Source organism: Rhizobium sp. 0TCS1.26, from assembly GCF_050455525.1.
Classification (GTDB): Bacteria; Pseudomonadota; Alphaproteobacteria; order Rhizobiales; family Rhizobiaceae; genus Neorhizobium.
Genome location: NZ_JBCIYV010000003.1, coordinates 30,316 through 49,781 on the forward strand (window position 1 = coordinate 30,316; position 19,466 = coordinate 49,781).

A 19,466-nucleotide genomic window follows, 5' to 3' on the forward strand; every position below is an offset into this window, starting at 1 on the left:
GGCGGCTGAAAGCCTTGGTCAGATCGCGGTCGGGCGGTCTGACCGTATCGACTGAAGCCGAGCGGCAAACTCGGCAAGTGGAACCGGGCGGGAGAACAGATAACCCTGCAGGTGGCTACATCCGGCGGCGGCCAGGAAATCCCTCTGGCTCTCCGTTTCGACGCCTTCTGCCGTCGTCTCCTTGCCGAGCGTGCGGCTGAGGTCGAGCACCGCAGACACGATGGCGGTGCCTTCCGCCTTGCTGCCCAGCAGGCTGACAAATGAGCGGTCGATCTTGATCCTGTCGAAATTCAGCTGGAGGAGATGGCTGAGCGAGGAAAATCCGGTTCCGAAATCGTCCAAGGCGATCTTGATCCCATGCAGTCGCAGTCGCCTCAACGTCGCCTGTACCTGTTCATCGACGTCAAACACCGATGCCTCGGTGAGTTCCAGTTCGAGCCTTGACGGTGACAGGCCTGTTTCGCGCAGGATCTTCAGCACACGGGCTTCGAAGTCATGATGGCGGATCTGCGATGGCGAGACATTGACGGCGATCGACACCTCGATCGCCCAGCTCGCCGCAGCCAGAGCAGCGCTGCGAAGAACCCATTCCCCCAAGGGCCCGATCATGCCGGTCTCTTCGGCAATCTCGATGAAGCGATCCGGCGCAAGCAGCCCAAGCGTCGGATGGCGCCAACGAACGAGCGCCTCGGCGCCGACCAGATCGGCGCTCTCATTGCAGCGATGGATGCTCTGGTAGAAGACTTCCAGCCGGCCCACGGGACCGGCGGGCGGATCGTCCGCGACCGGAAGCTCTTCGTCGTGTTCCTCCAGCAGAAAGCGAAGCTCGTTCTTGAGGTTCTCGCGCTCGACGATCCGGTGATCAAGCGATGGATGATATTCGATCACCCGGCCACGACCCCCGTGCTTGGCGTCGTACAGGGCGACATCAGCCCGCCGCATGATTTCGCTCGGAGCGTGGCTGGCCTCATTGAAGACGGCAACGCCGATCGAGCATCCTATCTGGACGACGGCATCCCCGGTCTGAAGCTTGAACGGCTGTCCGATGCTGTCGATGACATTCCTGCAGATCCCCAGGTGACCGTCGCCGCTTGCACCGATGGCCGGCAAGAGCAGCGCAAATTCATCGCCGCCGAAACGGGCAAAGACGTCGCGCGTGCCGATGAGGGCGCTGATCCGGACGACGACAGCCTGTAGCAGTTCGTCTCCGGCGGCATGCCCGTAGGTATCGTTGACCTCCTTGAACCGATCGAGATCAACCAGAGCAATGGCGCCACGGTCATTGTCCGAACCCACGGCGGCCAGACAGCTTTCGAACGAGGCCGCGAACAAGGCACGGTTCGGAAGCCCGGTCAGAACGTCGTGCACCGACAGATGTCGCGCATGCTGCTCGCTGACGCTCAGTTCCCGAAGACTGCGCCGCAGCCGGGCCACCAGCGCCAGAAACAGCACCGCGATCACCAGGCCGGCTGCCGAAAGCACGGGCACCAACCAGCCGATGACACGCGAACCCGGCAGGTCCGGCTCCCAGATGATGAAGCCGATTGGTTCGCCAGTCGCCGTCGCTTCTATCTGGTAGGCAACCTCGTTGTGTTCCTGATCGGCAGTCCGGGCGTATCGCGCCGCGGCGAGGCCCTGCTCGCGGCTGATTTCATCGAGCGTATCGCCGTCGAGGAAGCGGAAGACGATCAGGTAGTACTGGTTGCCGCGAGAGCGGTCGGCCAAGGCGACGTCCGACAGCGAAACGATACCCGCAACCGACGGACGGCCTTCCAGTCGCAGCAATTCGACCTGGCTGGGTTCAGGAGTGGAGGGCGCGTGCTCTGGCGCGCTTTTCCGCTTGGTCTCGAGATCCCGTATCAAGGGTTGGAGGAGCGGTCGGACCCATTTGAACCGCCGGACGCTTTCCGGATCGGTCGGCAGCGCAAGCTCGCCAGAGGGTGCGACCAGGAAAGCCGCATTGTAGCCGAAGACGGTCGTTGCAACATGCGCGAACGCCTCAACGGAACGATTGCCGGAGATTGCGTCCCGGTCGGAAAACGCAGTGTCCGTCCGCAACAGCGAGGCGTAGCCCGCGCCGATCAGTTGGACTTCCTGCGACACGCGTTGCACCTGGTCCCGCAGGCGGCCGGTGACCAACTGACGCTGCCGATCGAGCGCCACTGCGTCGCTTTGCGTACCGGCCCAGATCGCTGCAAGGAAAACCAGCCCGAGGATGGCAAGTCCACTGATCGCAAGCAGCAGCAATAGCGCGCCGGACGACGTCCAGGCGGTTTTTTGAACGATGAGGCTCGATGGTTCAGCAGCAGGCACGTGAGGTCTCCCAATCCCATCCTGCCCTCTATTGTTTACGAAAGTCTTTTGAAGGAATCGCGAATTCAACCAGAGAAATAGAATGCGGTTTAATCAATTCGTGTTCTGCTTGTTCTTGAAACGGCGAGTGATCGCTGCACACCCTCTCACAAACCACGAGGCTCCTGATGCTGCGATCGAAATCCGTCACCCTGCTCAGGCTTGCCGCGTTCGGCTGTCTTGCATACCTTGCATGTGGTGGAGCCCAAGCCGCAAGCGCCGCGCCAAAGGCCGGCACCGTGCGGATTGCGGTGGAGGGTGCTTTCCCGCCCTTCAACTATCTGGATTCAGCCAATCAGCTCCAAGGGTTCGACGTGGATGTTGCCAAGGCACTCTGCCAGGCTGCCGAACTCACGTGTGAGTTCGTGATCCAGGAATGGACGGGCATGATCCCCAATCTCCTCTCCGGACAGTATGACGCGATCGTCTCCTCGATGTCGATGAGCGCCGAGCGACGTGCCAAGGTCGCCTTCACCCGGAAGTACTACGATAGCCCGTCGGTCTTCATCGTCCGCAAGGGATCAGCAGTGACCGGCACCTCGGCGGATGACCTGAAGGATCTAAAGCTTGGCGTCACATCGGCAACCTCGCAGCAGGCCTATACCAAGCAGTTTTACGGATCCGTCTCCACGACCGTCTTTCCGGCGAGCCCCGACCTCTACAAGGGACTGGCCGACGAAACGGTCGATATCATCCTGGAGGACAAGCTCGCGGTCTATGACTGGCTCGCCAATACGAAGGCCGGAAGTTGCTGCGAGTTCAAGGGCGGCGACATCAAGAACGCCGAGTACTTCGGCGATGGGGCGGGGATCGCGGTTCGCCCGACCGACGACGCGCTGCTTGCCAAATTCAACGCCGCGCTGGACGCCATCCAGGCAAACGACACCTACGACACGATCAACGCGAAATACTTTCCGTTCTCGATCCGGTGAGGTGAGCGGCGGCAGTGAGGCGGCGCGGGACCGATGGCCTGCACGCCCGCCGTCGTCAGGTTACGGCCGTCGTACGACGCTCTTGGTGCTGAGACAGCCAGGAGTCATGCGCCCTTTGAGGGCTCTGCTGCGCCGAACCGCAAGCCATCGATCAACAGGCCGACCATGCTCGCCGTATGAGCTGCGGCGTTTTCGCCGGATGCCACCGTGAGATTGCCGATTGCGCGCAAGAGATCGTAGGCGGCAATGTCGCCGCGAACCTGTCCGGCCTCCGCTGCCGCATCGAGCAGCGATTTGAGTGCCGGTTCGAAATTTTCCCTGAAATAGCCGGGCAGGCCATCGAAGGCCGGATCGCCGGAATGGAGCGCCGCCGCAAGACCGCGCTTGGTGCCGATGAAGTCGGTGTAATGCTTCAGCCAGGCAACGAGGGCCTCCTCGGGCGGCAGCGCGGCCGCCAGCTGCGCGGCTTGCGCGGCACAGGCATCGACCTCCCGGCGGAAGACGGCGGCCACCAGATCCGAACGGTTTGGATAACGGCGGTAGAGTGTGCCGATGCCGACGCCTGCCTTGGTGGCAATTTCGCGGACGGGCGCGTCGACGCCTGCGGTTTTAAACAGCGCCTTGGCAGCCTCGAGAATGGCATCCTCATTACGCAGAGCATCGGCGCGGATCCGCCTCTGCGGCTGGTTGCCGTCGGACACCTCGGTCGGCGAAATCTCTAAATGGTCTGCGGACTTCATCGATATCACCAAAAATCGCCGTCACGCCCTTGCTAAGCGGATCAACGTTCCGTATCTATCCTGTAAGCGGAACAACGGTCCACATATTCCGGATCGTAGTTCCGTTTCGATAGGAATACGCCAATCGCCACGCTTTGGCTACACGACAAAGGAAAGTCGCATGAACAATCTGATTGACCAGACCCGCCACATCCCCGTCACTGATGCCGTTCCTACCGTCTCTATCAATCCGGTGACACTTGCGGCGCCGGCTCGCGGCTTGCCGCTAGAGATGCGGGTCACCGCGCCGATGACCGGCAACAACCTGCCCATCATTCTGCTGTCGCACGGACATGGACCGTCGCTCTACATCCCGTCGAAGGACGGCTACGGTCCTCTCGTTGATTTCTACGCGGCGCATGGCTTCGTCGTCATCCAGCCCACCCACGTCAACTCGAAGGTCGCGGGGCTCGGGCCGGATGCGCCGGGCGGCCCGTTGTTCTGGCGGTCGCGCGTCGACGACATGAAGCTCATCCTCGACCAGCTTGATGAGATCGAAGCCCAGGCGCCGGTGATCGCCGGCCGGCTCGACCGGAGCCGGATCGCAGTCGTCGGACATTCCCTCGGCGGGCAGACGGCCGGCATCTTGCTCGGTGCGCTCCTGACCGACACGAAGGACGAGGCCGCACAGAACGTCAACATGGTAGAGCCGCGCATCAAGGCCGGCGTGCTTCTGGCTGCTCCGGGCAATGGCGGCGACAGCCTGAGCACGTTTGCAGCCGAAAACTACACCTCGATGAATCCCGATTACGGGCAGATGAAGACGAAGACGCTGGTCGTCGTCGGCGACAGCGATGTTTCGCCCCATCTGAACGTCCGCGGTGCCGAGTGGCATGCCGATGCCTACCATTCCGGTCCCGGCAGCGATGCGTTGCTCACCCTTTTCGGCGGCAAGCACGGACTGGGTGGCGTCGCCGGCTATGATGCGAAGGAAACCGATGACGAGAACCCCGACCGGCTGGCCGTGGTGCAGCGGCTGACATGGGCTTATCTCCGTTCGTCTCTCTACGCGGACGACACGGCATGGGCAGATGCCTGCCGAGCGCTCGAAACCCATGCGAGCTCTCACGGGCGCGTCGAGCAGAAGTAATCGCATCGCCGGGCGAATGGTCCGGCATCATCGGGTTACTGCCCAAGACATAGAAAGAAAGGACGCAACGCAGGTGTCAGCCTTGCGTCCTTTCCAGTTGTCCAGGACGAGGGAAGAGGTCTCGACTAGCGGTTTCTGAAGACGGTGCAAGGGACCGATGCCGCCTTGATTTTTGCGCAGAGCTCTGCCGCCTCCTGTCTTGTCTCGCGGCCGATCCTTGCTGCGTAACGCGGCCGGGACCCAAAGTTGCCGCCACGCTGTCTGACGATCAGGGCGCGCTCGGCGCGCAGCGGTTCCGGCAGTGAGCCCATCGCCCGGTTGAACAGGGAACTGACGACCGCCGGCCTGTAATGTGCTGCAAGCTGGACGCCCCAGGGCGACCAGTCGGCAGAGCCCGCAAGCACGGGTTCGCGCAGACGGCGCGTATCGGCCAGAACCCTGCAGGCTTCTTCGAACGGCAATGTGTCGTCGAGCGCCGGTGCCGCGACGTCCGGTGGTGCGTCTCGCCATGTCTCGATGGTGTTCCCGGTGATGGCGAAGACGTAATCCCTCGTCTCGATCGGCAGGCGCTCTGAGGCGATGAAGCGGGCAAGGCCGTTCTCTCCGGCATTATAGGCTGCGGCGGCAAAACCGAAGTTGCCAAAACGGAGCTGCAGAGTCTTCAGATAGGCGGCGGAGGCCTCGAGCGCCTCGATGACATCGAAGCTGTTGGCGAGGCCCCGCATGCGCGCGGTCTCGGGCATGAACTGGGCGATGCCTTCGGCACCCTTCGGGCTGACCGCCTCGGGTCGGAACAGGCTTTCGCGCCAGATCAGCCGGGCGAAGAAGGCGGGAGGCAGATCGTGCGATGTGGCGAACCGCTCGATGGTACGGCAAAGGTCGGTGTTGAAATGGTCGCGGCGGATGCAGATGCGGGCGTCGTCACTCCCGCGCTCATAGAGGCATTCTGGTGGTTCTTCCGGCGTGGCTGCGACGCGGATGCCCGACGTGCCAAGGACGAGGATTCCGGTCAGCGCGCACATCGCCGGCCGAACACAGAGCCGTCGGCGGATACCGATCATCTGCCGCCTTCCGCTGCGGCTGTCTCGATTGCCTGTGGTCTCGGCTGCATGTGTTGCCCGCGTTCCGGAGGTTTCCGCTACACTTAGGGTCCCGCCAGGCTTTAGCAATCGCCTCGAGCTTCCCGCAGTCCGGCGTCAGCTCGGATTCCAGAGACTGCTTCGGCTCTGGCGTCTGCTGCTTGCAGCCGCTAATTCTTCCCGCGGACAGGATCAGGTGGAAGCAATGAGCGATATCGACAGACATCATGCAGAACGCCTGTTGCGGGCGGCACATCTCGATGCGCTGGTGCTCTTCCAGCCGGAGGCCTTCCGCTATGCGATCGGTGCCTCGGCCGGCGTCGCGACCATGTGGGGCCGGGCAGGGGCCGCGATCGCAGTGGTGCCGGCAGACAGCCGGGCCAAGCTTGCGACAGTCGTCAGCGACCACGCTGCGGGTGCGGTGCAGCGGGCGGCCCCGGATGTGGATCTGCGCGTCCACCGCATCTGGATCGACATGCTCGATGTCAGTGGCGCGGGACATATTGCAGAGGTCGATGAAGCCTATCGGCGACAGGGCGTCGTGGGACCGCGCCCCGAGACCTTCGATCGCTCCACCAGTTTCGGCCTTCTCGGAGACATCCTCAGTGAGCACGGTCTTGATGGCGCGACCATCGGTGTCGATCTCGAATTCATGCCGGCGGCCGATTTCGCGGCGCTACAGGATGCGCTTCCGAACATAAGATGGACAGACGGATCGCTGGTCCTGCGCCGCCTGCGAGCGGTGAAGACGCCGGGCGAGATCGAGAGACTGCGGCGGGCGGCGAATGCTTCCGAAGCAGGCCTCTTGCGCATGGCGGCAGCCGTGAGCCCCGGCGCGCGTCTGGCCGATCTGTCGCTGGCGTGGCAGGCGGGAGCAAAAGCCTATGGGGAGGAAAATGGCTTTGTCCTGAGCGGCCACTGGGATTTCATCTCCGTTGGTCCAGACCTCTCCGACATGAAGGCAATGGTGAGGCCCGGCGCGATCATCAAGGCGGACGTCGGTACGCTGGTCGACGGCTACTCGTCGGATGGGGCGCGGACCTTCACCTTCGGTCCGCCGGCACCGCTTGCGCAGGACATCTTCAAGGCGCTGGAAGCCGCCTTCGCCGCGGGACTCGAGCTTGTCCGCCCGGGCAACAGTTTTGGCGCCGTTCATGCCGCCATGCTCGGCTCGATGCGCAAGGACGGCTTTGCTGAATATCATCGCGGCCATTTCGGCCATTCGGTCGGCGGTAGCGTCGGCATCGAGGAGTGGCCGTTCTTCTCCGCCGGCAACGAGGAAATCATCGAGCCGAACATGGTGCTGGCGCTCGAGGCACCTTTCTACGGCCAGGGGCTCGGCGCCCTGATGATCGAGGACCAGTTCCTGGTCACCGAAAGCGGCGCTGACTGCATGAACACGCTGCCGCGACACATGGTCGACCTCGCCGATCCGCTCGCCGGGACGCGCGGCTGACACTCCCGCCATAAGACGCCCGGAGATTACTCGCCGGTGACGGCCGGGCGGCTTGAAAGCTGCTTGTAGAAGCGGCGGATCGACAGGTGCGAGGAGCGGATGTCGAGATTGATGGCGCGGCGGGCTGCCGCTCTGTCGCGCTGGGCAACCGCATCGATCGCGTCATCGTGGATGCGGACGCCGATCTTGAAGATCCGCCTGAACATGTCCTCGTCCTTGCGCGCCGAAGCGACGATCGGACCGGTTCGCAGCCACAGCGTCGAGATGATGTCCAGCAGTTGCGGATAGCCGCCGGCCCGGTAGAGTTCGAAGTGGAACGCTTGATTGCCGGCGAGCGCAGCGTCGAAGTCGTTGCGTTCGAGCGCCTTGGCAATGCTGTCGTTGTGGCGCCGCAGAACGTCGATGAGCTCCGGGTTCTTCGGCCCGCTCGCCGCACGCTCCGCGGCATATCCCTCGAGCTGCATGCGCACCCGGATATAGTTTTCGTGGTCCGAAGCCAGATAGGGTGCAACGCGCAGCGTCCGGGGTCCGGTCTGCTCGATGGCCCGTTCCGCGATCAGGCGGGCCACCGCCTCGCGCACCGGCATCGGGCTGGTACCGAAGACTTCTGCCAGCGACCGGATCGACACCTGCTCGCCCGGCAGGAATTCCCCCTTCAGAAGACCGAGCCTGAGGCTTTGGTAGACCCGCTCTTGTACCGTCGTCACGTCGACCGGTACCAGCGTGCTCGGGCTTTTCGTCATCATATCGAAACTGTTCACGTGCTCGAGGCCTCGCTGGGCTGCGTCGAAGAGGTCGCGCGTCTGTGAAGGAACGGACAGCGGACAACCTCCAGCCTCCCGCGCAATCGGGTTCTACGTTCAATTGGCGTTGCAGGCAACGGGGGCGAGCGGCCCACGCTGAGCACAAGTGTGATCACATATCTTATAGCTTTACAGCTGTCGGTGGGTGTGTTTAGATTTGGCCAGTGCCTGAGGAGGCTCCGCAAGGTCGAGCGACCAGCGCGGAGGTGGCACGCGGATAGACATCTCTGGGAGGAGAGAACACATGAAACGTCTGGTATTGGCCACGGCGACTGCCGTGTCGGCGCTCAGCGCAACTTCGGCCTTCGCCGAACCCCTGAAGATCGGCATCATCGAAAGCCTGTCGGGCGCACAGACATCGACGGGCCGTCTCTACGCCAACGCCGTCAAGTACGGCGTGGACCGCATCAACGCCGCGGGCGGCTTCAACGGCGAGCCTGTGGTCGTCACCGAATACGACAATGCCGGCGGTGCGCCGGAGGCTGCCGACAAGTTCCGCAAAGCGGTTGCCGATGGCGTCGACGTCATCTTCCAGGGTGCGTCCTCAGCAATTGCCGGGCAGCTGACCGAGGACGTGCGCAAGCACAATATCCGCAATCCCGGCAAGGAAGTGATCTTCATCAACCTTGGCGCCGACGCCATGGAACTCACCGGCGCGAAGTGCCAGTTCTACCATTTTCGTTACACCGCGACCGCGCCGATGCGGGTGAACGCGCTGGTCAGCGCGATGAAGGAAGCCGGCGATCTCGGCAAGAACGTCTACTCCATCAACCAGAATTATTCCTGGGGTCAGGACATGCAGGCAGCCGTCGCGGCAGCCGCTGAGGGCGGCGGGTACAAAGTCGTCGGCGAGGTGCTGCACGACGTCAACAAGATCCAGGACTTCGCGCCGTTCGTCGCGCGGATCCGGGCGGCAAGCGCTGACACCGTCTTTACCGGCAACTGGTCGAATGACCTGCTGCTGCTGATGAAGGCTGCGGGCGATGCCGGGCTGGACGTGACCTTTGCCACAGCCTTTCTCGATCAGCCCGGCAACATCGCCAATGCCGGCAAGACCGCACTCGGCCACTATATCGCCAACAACTACGACAACGCCGCGACCGACGGCAAGTTCGCTGAAGCCTTCAAGACGGCGACCGGCCATTACCCGATCTTCGTCGAGGGACACTCGGCATTCGCGCTCGGCGCGCTGCAGCAGGCGCTGGGCACTGTCAATTTCAACGGCGGTGAGATCGACGTGACGAAGATCGCGCTGGCGCTCGAAAACACCACCTACGAGACCCCGCTCGGCCCCATCTCGGTGCGCAAGGAAGACCACCAGACCATCCGTCCGGTGGTCGTCTCGAAGGTGGTCGAGAAGCCGAAGTACCCGGCGGACGACACCGACATGGGCTTCCAGACAGTCAAGGTGATCGCCGGTGATGCGGCGATCTATCCGGTCCAGGAAAGCTGCAAGATGGAACGCCCCAAGCAGTAGATCACGCAGCTCGTGGTCCGGCGGGCGTCGCCGCCGGCCGGACCATTTCTGCCGTTTCCCACTTCGGAAGTCCCATGGAATTTGCGATCATTTCAACGCTGAACGGCGTAACCTACGGCCTGCTGCTTTTCATGGTCTCGGCCGGCCTGACGCTCATCTTCGGCATGATGGGCGTCCTGAACTTCGCGCATGCGTCGTTCTACATGCTGGGTGCTTACGTCGCCTACGCCGCCTCGTCGCTGTTCGGCTTCTGGGCAGGCATCCTCGTCGCGCCGATCTTCGTCGGTTTGACCGGGATGGCGGTCGAGCGCTTCCTGCTGCCGCGGGTCCATGCGCACGGTCATGCCCACGAACTGCTCCTGACGTTCGGGCTGGCGCTGATCATCGAGGAGCTGGTCAAGCTGTTCTTCGGCGATTTTCCGGTGAACTACCAGATGCCGAGCGGCATGCGGTTCTCCGCCTTCCAGATCTTCGGCGCCGACTATCCCTTCTATCGGCTGTTCATCGGCGGCGTGGCGGTGTTGATGTTCACCCTCCTGTGGCTGCTGCTGACGCGGACCCGGACCGGCATCGTCGTGCGAGCTGCCGAACGCTTGCCGGCCATGGCAGAGGCGCTCGGTCACAACATCCCGCTCGTCTTCATGTTCGTCTTCGGGTCCGGCGCCGCACTTGCCGGACTGGCCGGCGCCGTGGCGGGAGCCTTCTATCCGACCAACCCGAACATGGGGATCGAGCTCGGGGTCATCGTCTTCGTCGTGGTCGTCGTCGGCGGGCTCGGCTCGCTCAAGGGGTCACTGGTCGCCTCGCTGCTGATCGGCCTGTTCTCGTCTTTCGCGGTCGGCCTGGACTGGTCGTTGGCAAACCTCTTCGGCTTCGTCGGCCTCGGTGACTGGGCGACCTCGGTTGGTGGTTTGATGACGCTCCAACTGTCGTCGATCAGCGCCACGATCCCCTTCGCACTGATGCTGCTCGTGCTGCTGGTCCGACCGGCGGGATTGATGGGCGAGCGCAACTGAGATGGTCTCGATGCGAAACATTTTCATTGTCGTCGTTCTGGTGCTGATGCTCGCCCTTCCACCGTTCCTGGGCGCCGCCTGGCAGAACGCGCTCGTCAACCTGCTGATCGCAAGCCTCTTCGCGCTGGCATTCAACCTGCTGATGGGGCAGGCCGGGCTGCTCTCGTTCGGGCACGCAGCCTATTTCGGCATAGGGGCATTCGCCGCCCTGCATCTGATGATCGCGATCGAGGGCGGGTTCGCCTTCCCGACGCCGCTGGTGCCATTGGCAGGGGCCGCCGCGGGCCTTCTTCTCGGGCTTTGCGCCGGCTATTTCGCCACGATGCGATCCGGCGTCTACTTCGCTCTGGTGACGCTTGCGATCGCCGAGCTCTTCCACTCGCTGGCGCCGCAGCTGAAAGGGATGTTCGGCGGCGAATCCGGCGTCTCGTCGATGAGGATGCCTTGGAGCGGTATCATCTTCGGCTCGACGATCGAGGTCTATTACCTGACGCTCGAATGGGTTCTGCTCTGCGGCCTCGGCCTCTGGGCCTATACGCGCACACCGTTCGGCCGGCTGACGCTAGCCTTGCGCGACAACGAGCAGCGCGTGCGCTTCCTCGGCTACAATGCGCATTCCGCCAAGGTGGTGGTCTTCTCGATCTCGGCAATGACGGCCGGGATCGCCGGCTCGCTGCTGGCCATCTCCAACGAAACCGCAAACTACTCGCTGTTTGCCAGCGACGTCTCGGCGCAGGTCGTCCTGCACACGTTCGTCGGCGGCTCGACCGTCTTCCTCGGTCCGGTGATCGGCGCCGTGGCCTTCACGCTGTTCTCGTTTCTGGTATCCGACCTCACGCGATCCTGGGTCTTCTACCAGGGCCTGATCTTCGTGCTGGTGATGCTCTTCGCGCCGACCGGTATCGGCGGTGTCGTGCAGCATCACATCCACAATCGGCACCGCCTCGACTGGCCACGCCTTTCGCGGCCTTACCTGCTGGCGCTCGGCGCAGGGCTGCTGTTGACGGCAGGCGTGGTCTTCCTCACCGAGACCGTCGCCGTCCTGTTCGGAGAAGAATACGCCAGGATGCGTCGGAGCGCCGGCGGTGGCCTGCCCGATTACCAGCTGTTCGGGGCAGACTGGCATCCGACCGGCATTCTCACCTGGCTTGTGCCCCTGGTGCTGCTCGCCGGCGGTGGTGCCATCCTTTTTTACGCGAGGCGGCGGGTCGCTGCCCTGTGGGAACACAAGAGCGAGGACGTCGGCGACGCGGCTGAGCCTGCTTCCGTGCGAGGTGTGGTATGACTGAAATGATGACAGACCAGCCGGCACTGCGGCTTGCCGCCGTGACCAAGTCGTTCGGTCCGATACGGGTCATTCAGGGCCTGGACCTCGACATCCGGGCAGGTGAACGCCACGCGGTGATTGGTCCGAACGGGGCCGGCAAGTCCACGCTCTTCAACCTGATTTCCGGCATGTTCCAGCCATCGTCAGGCGAGGTCTCGCTGAACGGACGCAGCATCGGCGGCCTCTCGCCGCACCGGATCAACCGTGCCGGACTGGCGCGATCGTTCCAGATCACCAACATCTTCCACCGCCTCAGCGTGTTCGAGAACCTGCGCATCGGCGTGCTTGCCTGCCACGGGATCCGCTATGGGCTGTTCCGCCCCGTGTCGCTCATGCGGGAGGTCAACTTTGAAACCGCCGAGGTGCTGTCGCGGGTTGGCCTGGAGGCGCGTGGTCACGATCTGGCAGGCGATCTCACCTATTCCGAACAGAGGGCACTGGAGATCGGCATGACCTTGACGACCGGGGCCGACGTGATCCTGCTCGATGAGCCGACCGCCGGCATGTCCCGTGAGGAGACCGCGCAGGCCGTGCAACTGATCCGCTCGGTCACCGAGGGCAAGACGCTGCTGATGGTCGAGCATGACATGAGCGTCGTCTTCAGTCTCTGCGACCGGGTTTCCGTGCTGGTCTACGGGAACATCCTGGCGACCGATACGCCCGAACGGATCAGCGCAAACCGCGACGTACAGGAAGCCTATCTTGGCCAGGAGGCGTCATGAGCCTGCTCGAAGTAAAGGGGCTGCACGCCCACTACGGCAAGAGCCACATCCTGCATGGGATCGACATGGAGATCCCCCAATCCACCATTGTTTCGCTGCTCGGTCGCAACGGGTCGGGCCGCTCGACGCTGCTGAAGGCGATCATGGGCCTCGTGCCGCCGACGGCCGGAACGGTGACGCTGGACGGACTGCCGCTCGCCGGGCAGCGGCCCTACGGCATCTGCCGCCACGGCATCGGCTATGTGCCCGAGGAACGGCTGGTTTTCCCCAACCTGACGGTCGAGGAAAATCTGGCAATGGGTGTCCAGAAGGGCGCGCCCGGAGCCCATCGCTGGTCGGTGGGAGAAATGTACGACTATTTCCCTCGGCTGAAGGAGCGGCGTGCCATCCGGGCGGGCTACCTGTCGGGAGGCGAGCAGCAGATGCTGACCATCTGCCGGTCGCTGCTCGGCAATCCCCGTGTGCTGCTGATCGACGAGCCGACCGAGGGATTGGCGCCGAAGATCGTCGAGGTGGTGATGGAAGTGATCCTCGACATCGGCCGGCGCGGCGTCGCCGTGCTGCTGGTCGAACAGAAGCTCACCATCGCGCTCAAGGTCGCCCAGCAGGTCATGGTCATGGGCCATGGAGAACTGGTGTTTCAGGGCACGCCCGGCGAACTCGACGCGGCACCCGAGGTGCGCCGCAACTGGCTTGAGGTCGCCTGACATGGCCTTGCTTCTAGACATGCATCGACGGGATAGAAAATGAGCATGATTGAAAGGATGCGGCCGCGCGCCGGCCTCCGGGTTCTTGTCACCGCAGGCGCCTCGGGGATCGGTGCGGCGATCGCCGGCGCCTTCCTCGAAGCCGAGGCGAAGGTACTGATCTGCGACATCGACGGGGTGGCGCTTGCCGAGTTCGCCGAACAACATCCAAAGGTGGAGACGCTCCTCGCGGACATTTCGAACGAGGCGCAGGTCGACGCGCTGCTCGACGCCGCTTCCACTCGGCTCGGAGGGCTCGACGTACTGGTCAACAATGCCGGGATCGCCGGGCCGACCGGTGCCATCGACGAACTCTCGGTTGAAGACATCCGCCGTACCCTCGATATCGACCTGATGGGCCAGTTCCTGGTGCTGCGGCGTGCCGCGCCGTTGCTGCGCGTCAGCGATGCCGGATTGATCCTCAACATCTCGTCGGTTGCCGGACGCCTGGGCTATGCGCTGCGCACGCCGTATTCGGCAGCCAAATGGGGCATTGTCGGGCTGACGCAGAGCCTCGCCAAGGAGATGGGTCCGGACGGGATCCGCGTCAACGCCATCCTGCCGGGGGTGGTGCGCGGTGCCCGCATCGAAGGCGTCATCCGTGATCGGGCCATCGCCGCAGGCGTCAGCTACGCGGAGATGGAGGCGCAATATCTCTCCAACATATCGCTCCGCCGCATGGTCGAGCAGGAGGATGTCGCGGCCACCGCGCTGTTCCTCGCCTCTCCGGGAGGCGCCAACATTTCCGGCCAGGCGATCAGCGTGTGCGGCAATGTCGAAAATATCTGACAGCAAGGAGTGAGAACATGGCCAGATCATCCCGCAAGGTCATCGTCACCTGCGCCATCACCGGCGGCATCCATACCCCCAGCATGTCTCCGCATCTTCCGGTGAGCGCCGATCAGATTGCCGCGGATGCTATAGAGGCTGCGGAGGCCGGCGCCGCGATCCTCCATCTGCATGCGCGCCATCCCGCTGACGGCCGGCCGACGCAGGATCCCGCCGCCTTCGCCGCCTTCCTGCCGCGCATCAAGCAGGCGACGGGCGCGGTGCTGAACCTCACGACCGGCGGCAGCCCAACGATGACGGTCGAAGAGCGTTTGCAGCCAGCGCTGAAGTTCGCTCCAGAGGTGGCGTCGCTCAACATGGGATCGATGAACTTCGGCCTCTATCCGATGCTCGGCCGGTACGAAAAATTCCAGCATGACTGGGAGCCGGAGTATCTGGAGAAGACCCGCGATACGGTATTCAAGAACACCTTCAAGGACATCGAGCACATCCTTCGGCACTGCGGCGGCAACGGCACGCGGTTCGAATTCGAATGCTACGACACCAGCCACCTCTACACCTTGGCGCATTTCCGCGACCGCGGGCTGGTGGAGGGGCCGCTGTTCATCCAGACGGTGTTTGGAATTCTCGGCGGGATCGGCACCCATCCGGACGACGTGTCGCATATGAAGCGCACCGCCGACCGGTTGTTCGGCGACAGCTATATCTGGTCGGTCCTTGGCGCCGGGCGCCACCAGTTGCCGATCACCGCGATGGCGGCGGCGATGGGCGGCAACGTCCGGGTCGGCCTGGAGGATTCGCTGTGGGACGGTCCGGGCCGGCTGGCGACCTCCAATGCCGTTCAGGTCCGCCGCATCCGCCAGGTTCTGGACGGTCTCGGCCTGGAGATTGCAACGCCCGACGAAGCGCGCGACATGCTGGCGCTGAAGGGCGCCGACCGGGTGAACTTCTAGGCGCCGGACGACAACAGGAGAGACAAGGCATGCAGGGTGAATTCGAGGGACGGGTGGCGATCGTCACCGGCGCCGGTGCCGGCCTCGGCCGATGTCACGCGCTGGCGCTTGCCCGTGCCGGTGCGAAAGTCGTCGTCAACGACATGGCCGGGCCGGACGGTTCCGTCGGAGAGGCGGCACGATCGGTGGTACTCGAGATCGAGGCATCCGGAGGAGAAGCGGTGGCCGAGCCTGCCGACGTTTCGTCTTTCGCCGCCGTCGAGGCGATGATGGCGCGCGTGGCTTCACGCTGGGGCCGGATCGACATCCTCGTCAACAATGCCGGCATCCTGCGCGACCGCTCTTTCGCCAAGATGGATATGGCGGATTTCGACAAGGTCGTCGCCGTGCATCTGCTCGGGTCCGCCAACTGCTGTCGCGCGGTATGGGAGCGGATGTGCCGGCAGGGCTACGGGCGGATCGTCCTCACCACCTCCTGTTCCGGCCTCTACGGCAATTTCGGCCAGGCGAACTACGCTGCCGCCAAAACCGGAATGATCGGCCTGATGGCGACGCTGCAGCAGGAGGGGTCGAAATACGGTATCCGGGTCAACTGCCTGTCGCCTTTGGCGACGACGACCATGACCGAGGGATTGTTTGCGGCGGAAGATGCCGCCCGGCTCGCGCCCGAAGCTGTTTCTCCGGCGGTCGTCTTCATGGCCTCGGAACAGGCTCCCGAAAAGACGATCATCGGCGCCGGCGCCGGCGTCTTCACCGTCGTCCACCTTGTCGAGACGCAAGGCGTCTACCTGCCGCCGGAAGCGCGCAGTCCGCAGGACTTCCGCGCCGCCTTCGCGGCGATGAGCGATATTTCCACGGCGCGCCATTTCGACACCGGCTTCGACCAGGCGGCCGGCTTCATCCAGACGGCCAATCGGGCGAGGGGCGCCGCCGCCTGAAGCGCGGACGCAGGCTGGCTGTCAGGACGGAGGGGAGGCGGGCAAAGCAAATTCCGAGCGCGGTGACCCAGGAGCATCGGTCTGCGTGCCGGCCGGGCCGACGAGCGCCGCTGACCTAGCTGGATCCGTCGTTCGTGTTCGGTGACTTTACAGCGAGGATCTGGCGCAGACGGGTATCGCGCTCTTCGGCCAGTGCCTGCACCGAGCGGTCTGCGTAGCAGTGCTCGACAGCGTCCGTGACCCGCGCCTGCAGCGCCTTGTTGGGTACCGGCGCTCCAAGTTCGCCCCATAGCTTGTCCTGCATCGGCGCGAACATGTCCCAGAACCCCTGCATGCCTCTGTCGCCTCCGGCTAGCCGATAGGTGAGGAGCGGCCCCATCAGCGCCCAGCGCAGGCCCGGACCCTCGGTCACCGCCCGGTCAATGTCCTCGGCCGATGCTACGCCGCTGTCGAGCAGGTGGATGGCTTCGCGGAAGATCGCCGCCTGCAGTCGATTGGCGACATGCCCATAGATCTCCTTCTGCAGCCGCACGGGGACCTTGCCGAGGCGTGTGTAGAAGCTTTCGGCGCGAGACAGTGCAGCCTCCGCCGTTTTTGCGCCGCCCGCGACTTCCACCAACGGCACCAGATGCGGCGGGTTGAATGGGTGGCCGAGAACGACGCGCTGCGGATGCGCGCAGGCGCTCTGCATGTCGGTCACCGAAATCGCCGAAGAGCTGGAGGCGATGACGACGTCCGCAGGTGTCGCGGCATCGATGCGGCGCATCAGCTCGATCTTGGCATCCAGCCGCTCGATGGCATTTTCCTGGACAAATCCGGTCTCCGCGCAGGCCTCTTCAAGATCGGCGGTGAAGCGCAGCGATCCACGCCGGGCAGTTTCGAGCACGGACTGCGGCAGGGATTTCCAGCAGCGATCGACTGCTGCGGTGAGCGCAGTTTCGGCTCCGTCGCGGATATCGGTGGCAACCACGTTCAGACCGTGCGCCAGGAACAGGCAGGCCCAGCTTGCCCCGATGATACCGGTGCCGACCACCGTGACCGTGCTGATGTCGTCCGTCTCCACAAGCAACCCTCCCGTTACGCGCCGAGCGATCGGGATCCGATCTGACGCTATCCTCCGCCATCGAGTCCCTGGCGTCTTGGATAGCATGCAAGGCCTTGAGGCCCCAAGGGTTTCCATCGAATTTTGGGTTGCTCCGACACTCTATTTGCGCCTGTGGAAGGCACGGTCTGCTTGGGGGGCATAGAGGTAACGATCGAGGCGTTCGCGCCTGAGGCCGTTCCCCCGGATCCTTCCTGGGCGGAGGGTGGAACCCGTTTTGACAGACGGCGGGATTGACAGTTCCAGCCTCACCGCTATTCTCTTATAAAAAGTTATATAACATAATAGCGGAACAAATGAAACGGGAGCATAAGATGAAGTTCAAGATTGCATTGCTACTGGCGACAGCCCTGGTTGCCGCACCGTCGATCCTCTCGGCCCAGGAAAACGGCGGCGTCATCAATGTCGCGACGATCGGCGAACCGCCGACGCTCGACCCGATGGCTTCGACTGCCGACCTCGTCGGCATGACGACGCAGCACATCTTCGAGACGCTGTTTACCTTCGACGCGGAGTGGAAGGTCATCCCATTGCTGGCCGAAACGATGCCCGTCATCTCCGCCGACGGCAAGACATACGACATCACCCTACGCAGGGACGTCAAGTTCCACGACGGCACGGTGATGACCTCGGCCGATGCCGTCGCCTCCATCGAACGATGGATGTCGATCGCCTCGCGCGGCAAGCAGGCGGCACCCTACATCGAAAAGGTGGAGGCGACCGGCGACCTGTCGCTGAAGATCACGCTGAAATCGTCCTACGCGCCGCTGATGTCGCTGCTCGCCTTCAACAACTCGGCCGCCGTCATCCTGCCGAAGGCCAACCTCACCGATCCGCTGACCAAGATCATCGGCACTGGCCCTTACATGCTGAAGGAACGCAAAGCCGACCAGTATATCCAGCTCGTCCGCTTCGATGGCTACAAGGCCCGCAGCGAGGAGGCTTCGGGCTTTGGCGGCGCGCGCAAGGCGATCCTCGACGAGATCCGCTTCGTTCCGGTTCCCGACGCCAACACCCGCCTTCAGGGGGCGGTCTCCGGGCAGTTCGACTACACGGATTCGATCGCACCGGAGAATTTCGACCGGCTAAAGGCCTCCACCGCCTCGCAGCCGGTGGTGCTGAAGCCGTTCGGCGCGCCCGTCTTCGTGATGAACATGAAGGAGGGCATGATGACCAGCAAGGTGCTGCGCCATGCCATCCAGGTGGCACTGAACCCGGAAGACATGCTTCTCGCCGCCTTCGGCAATCCGGAATTCTTCGCCGTCGACGGCGCCCTCTATCCGGAAGGCTATGTCTGGCACACCAAGGAAGGCATCGAGCGCTACGGGTCCGGCGATCCAGAGGCCGCCGCCAAGCTGATGAAGGAAGCCGGCTACGTCGGCAAGCCGGTGCGCATCCTCACCAGCCGGCAATACGAGTTCCACTACAAGATGGCGCAGGTCGCCGCCGAGTACCTGAAGGCGGCGGGCTTTGCCGTCGACCTGCAGGTGTTCGACTGGGCAACGCTCACGCAGCGTCGGGCGGACCCGGCCCAGTGGGACATCTTCATCACCCACGGCCCGTTCCCGGCCGACCCGGCACTCAACGGCTGGATGTCCGACAGCTATCCGGGATGGTGGGCCAATGAGGCCAAGCATGCGGCCGTCGATCCGTTCCTCGCCGAGCCCGACCTGCAGAAGCGCATCGCGCTGTTCGGCGCCGTGCAGAAAACCTTCTACGAGGAGGCGCCGGTGTTCAAGGTCGGCGACTTCAACGCGCTGAGTGCCGAGGCGAAGACGCTGCACAACGTCCAGCCCTCGCCGTGGCCGTATTTCTGGAACGTCACCACCGACAAAAAGTGAACCATTGCGCCGGCGCATCCCCTTGCGCCGGCTTTTTCTTGAATGCCTGTTTTCTGGATTTTTG

At 63.6% G+C, this 19,466-nt stretch carries 17 protein-coding genes; 12 read left to right on the forward strand and 5 right to left on the reverse strand.

Annotated elements, in window-relative coordinates; all coding sequences use genetic code 11:
- Positions 1 to 18 precede the first annotated feature (18 nt).
- On the reverse strand, positions 19 to 2,313 hold the full coding sequence (locus tag AAIH46_RS14335; protein WP_430306602.1) for a putative bifunctional diguanylate cyclase/phosphodiesterase: 2,295 nt from the start codon (positions 2,311 to 2,313) through the stop codon (positions 19 to 21).
- A gap of 167 nt (positions 2,314 to 2,480) precedes the next feature.
- Between AAIH46_RS14335 and AAIH46_RS14340 the strand changes: the two genes are divergently transcribed.
- On the forward strand, positions 2,481 to 3,284 hold the full coding sequence (locus AAIH46_RS14340; protein ID WP_430306603.1) for a transporter substrate-binding domain-containing protein: 804 nt from the start codon (positions 2,481 to 2,483) through the stop codon (positions 3,282 to 3,284).
- Between the two features lie 104 nt (positions 3,285 to 3,388).
- On the opposite strand, the gene AAIH46_RS14345 is transcribed toward AAIH46_RS14340, so the two are convergent.
- Positions 3,389 to 4,024 (reverse strand): TetR/AcrR family transcriptional regulator, encoded by a 636-nt coding sequence (locus AAIH46_RS14345; RefSeq protein ID WP_430306604.1) that lies wholly within the window; start codon positions 4,022 to 4,024, stop codon positions 3,389 to 3,391.
- Positions 4,025 to 4,184: 160 nt separating this feature from the next.
- On the opposite strand from AAIH46_RS14345, the gene AAIH46_RS14350 reads away from it, so the two are divergent.
- Positions 4,185 to 5,153, forward strand: coding sequence for an alpha/beta hydrolase family protein (locus tag AAIH46_RS14350; protein ID WP_430306605.1), 969 nt, complete (start codon positions 4,185 to 4,187; stop codon positions 5,151 to 5,153).
- A 125-nt stretch (positions 5,154 to 5,278) separates the two neighbouring features.
- Here AAIH46_RS14350 and AAIH46_RS14355 read toward each other — a convergent pair whose 3' ends face one another.
- Positions 5,279 to 6,214 (reverse strand): lytic transglycosylase domain-containing protein, encoded by a 936-nt coding sequence (locus AAIH46_RS14355; protein ID WP_430306606.1) that lies wholly within the window; start codon positions 6,212 to 6,214, stop codon positions 5,279 to 5,281.
- A 223-nt stretch (positions 6,215 to 6,437) separates the two neighbouring features.
- On the opposite strand from AAIH46_RS14355, the gene AAIH46_RS14360 reads away from it, so the two are divergent.
- Positions 6,438 to 7,688, forward strand: coding sequence for a M24 family metallopeptidase (locus AAIH46_RS14360; protein ID WP_430306607.1), 1,251 nt, complete (start codon positions 6,438 to 6,440; stop codon positions 7,686 to 7,688).
- Positions 7,689 to 7,714: 26 nt separating this feature from the next.
- Here AAIH46_RS14360 and AAIH46_RS14365 read toward each other — a convergent pair whose 3' ends face one another.
- Positions 7,715 to 8,449 carry a GntR family transcriptional regulator gene (locus AAIH46_RS14365; RefSeq protein WP_430306608.1) on the reverse strand — a complete coding sequence of 245 codons (735 nt, stop codon included), beginning with the start codon at positions 8,447 to 8,449 and terminating at the stop codon, positions 7,715 to 7,717.
- Positions 8,450 to 8,735: 286 nt separating this feature from the next.
- Between AAIH46_RS14365 and AAIH46_RS14370 the strand changes: the two genes are divergently transcribed.
- From AAIH46_RS14370 to AAIH46_RS14405, 8 genes are all read left to right on the forward strand, one after another.
- Positions 8,736 to 9,968 (forward strand): branched-chain amino acid ABC transporter substrate-binding protein, encoded by a 1,233-nt coding sequence (locus tag AAIH46_RS14370; RefSeq protein WP_430306609.1) that lies wholly within the window; start codon positions 8,736 to 8,738, stop codon positions 9,966 to 9,968.
- A gap of 74 nt (positions 9,969 to 10,042) precedes the next feature.
- Positions 10,043 to 10,984, forward strand: coding sequence for a branched-chain amino acid ABC transporter permease (locus AAIH46_RS14375; protein WP_430306610.1), 942 nt, complete (start codon positions 10,043 to 10,045; stop codon positions 10,982 to 10,984).
- 1 nt (position 10,985) lies between these two features.
- Positions 10,986 to 12,269: a branched-chain amino acid ABC transporter permease gene (locus AAIH46_RS14380; RefSeq protein WP_430306611.1), complete on the forward strand. Its 1,284-nt coding sequence runs from the start codon at positions 10,986 to 10,988 to the stop codon at positions 12,267 to 12,269.
- A gap of 8 nt (positions 12,270 to 12,277) precedes the next feature.
- Positions 12,278 to 13,033, forward strand: a complete 756-nt coding sequence (locus tag AAIH46_RS14385) for an ABC transporter ATP-binding protein (RefSeq protein WP_430307319.1) — start codon at positions 12,278 to 12,280, stop codon at positions 13,031 to 13,033.
- The gene (locus AAIH46_RS14390; protein ID WP_430306612.1) at positions 13,030 to 13,740 is read left to right on the forward strand and encodes an ABC transporter ATP-binding protein; all 711 of its coding nucleotides are present in this window, start codon (positions 13,030 to 13,032) and stop codon (positions 13,738 to 13,740) included. The genes AAIH46_RS14385 and AAIH46_RS14390 overlap by 4 nt, the downstream gene beginning before the upstream one ends.
- A gap of 39 nt (positions 13,741 to 13,779) precedes the next feature.
- Positions 13,780 to 14,568, forward strand: coding sequence for an SDR family oxidoreductase (locus AAIH46_RS14395; protein WP_430306613.1), 789 nt, complete (start codon positions 13,780 to 13,782; stop codon positions 14,566 to 14,568).
- Positions 14,569 to 14,585: 17 nt separating this feature from the next.
- The gene (locus AAIH46_RS14400) at positions 14,586 to 15,521 is read left to right on the forward strand and encodes a 3-keto-5-aminohexanoate cleavage protein (protein WP_430306614.1); all 936 of its coding nucleotides are present in this window, start codon (positions 14,586 to 14,588) and stop codon (positions 15,519 to 15,521) included.
- A 29-nt stretch (positions 15,522 to 15,550) separates the two neighbouring features.
- Positions 15,551 to 16,459, forward strand: coding sequence for an SDR family NAD(P)-dependent oxidoreductase (locus AAIH46_RS14405; RefSeq protein WP_430306615.1), 909 nt, complete (start codon positions 15,551 to 15,553; stop codon positions 16,457 to 16,459).
- 115 nt (positions 16,460 to 16,574) lie between these two features.
- On the opposite strand, the gene AAIH46_RS14410 is transcribed toward AAIH46_RS14405, so the two are convergent.
- Positions 16,575 to 17,522, reverse strand: a complete 948-nt coding sequence (locus AAIH46_RS14410) for a 3-hydroxyacyl-CoA dehydrogenase NAD-binding domain-containing protein (RefSeq protein WP_430306616.1) — start codon at positions 17,520 to 17,522, stop codon at positions 16,575 to 16,577.
- Positions 17,523 to 17,875: 353 nt separating this feature from the next.
- Here AAIH46_RS14410 and AAIH46_RS14415 point away from each other — a divergent pair, with 353 nt between their 5' ends.
- Positions 17,876 to 19,402, forward strand: coding sequence for an ABC transporter substrate-binding protein (locus AAIH46_RS14415; RefSeq protein WP_430306617.1), 1,527 nt, complete (start codon positions 17,876 to 17,878; stop codon positions 19,400 to 19,402).
- Positions 19,403 to 19,466: the final 64 nt, after the last annotated feature.

Excerpts from the sequence above, each read along its gene's own strand:
- AAIH46_RS14340 (WP_430306603.1), top strand. The coding sequence starts at position 2,481 with ATGCTGCGATCGAAATCCGTCACCCTGCTCAGGCTTGCCGCGTTCGGC.
- AAIH46_RS14345 (WP_430306604.1), bottom strand. The coding sequence starts at position 4,024 with ATGAAGTCCGCAGACCATTTAGAGATTTCGCCGACCGAGGTGTCCGAC.
- AAIH46_RS14350 (WP_430306605.1), top strand. The coding sequence starts at position 4,185 with ATGAACAATCTGATTGACCAGACCCGCCACATCCCCGTCACTGATGCC.
- AAIH46_RS14355 (WP_430306606.1), bottom strand. The coding sequence starts at position 6,214 with ATGATCGGTATCCGCCGACGGCTCTGTGTTCGGCCGGCGATGTGCGCG.
- AAIH46_RS14360 (WP_430306607.1), top strand. The coding sequence starts at position 6,438 with ATGAGCGATATCGACAGACATCATGCAGAACGCCTGTTGCGGGCGGCA.
- AAIH46_RS14370 (WP_430306609.1), top strand. The coding sequence starts at position 8,736 with ATGAAACGTCTGGTATTGGCCACGGCGACTGCCGTGTCGGCGCTCAGC.
- AAIH46_RS14375 (WP_430306610.1), top strand. The coding sequence starts at position 10,043 with ATGGAATTTGCGATCATTTCAACGCTGAACGGCGTAACCTACGGCCTG.
- AAIH46_RS14380 (WP_430306611.1), top strand. The coding sequence starts at position 10,986 with ATGGTCTCGATGCGAAACATTTTCATTGTCGTCGTTCTGGTGCTGATG.
- AAIH46_RS14385 (WP_430307319.1), top strand. The coding sequence starts at position 12,278 with ATGACAGACCAGCCGGCACTGCGGCTTGCCGCCGTGACCAAGTCGTTC.
- AAIH46_RS14390 (WP_430306612.1), top strand. The coding sequence starts at position 13,030 with ATGAGCCTGCTCGAAGTAAAGGGGCTGCACGCCCACTACGGCAAGAGC.
- AAIH46_RS14395 (WP_430306613.1), top strand. The coding sequence starts at position 13,780 with ATGAGCATGATTGAAAGGATGCGGCCGCGCGCCGGCCTCCGGGTTCTT.
- AAIH46_RS14400 (WP_430306614.1), top strand. The coding sequence starts at position 14,586 with ATGGCCAGATCATCCCGCAAGGTCATCGTCACCTGCGCCATCACCGGC.
- AAIH46_RS14405 (WP_430306615.1), top strand. The coding sequence starts at position 15,551 with ATGCAGGGTGAATTCGAGGGACGGGTGGCGATCGTCACCGGCGCCGGT.
- AAIH46_RS14415 (WP_430306617.1), top strand. The coding sequence starts at position 17,876 with ATGAAGTTCAAGATTGCATTGCTACTGGCGACAGCCCTGGTTGCCGCA.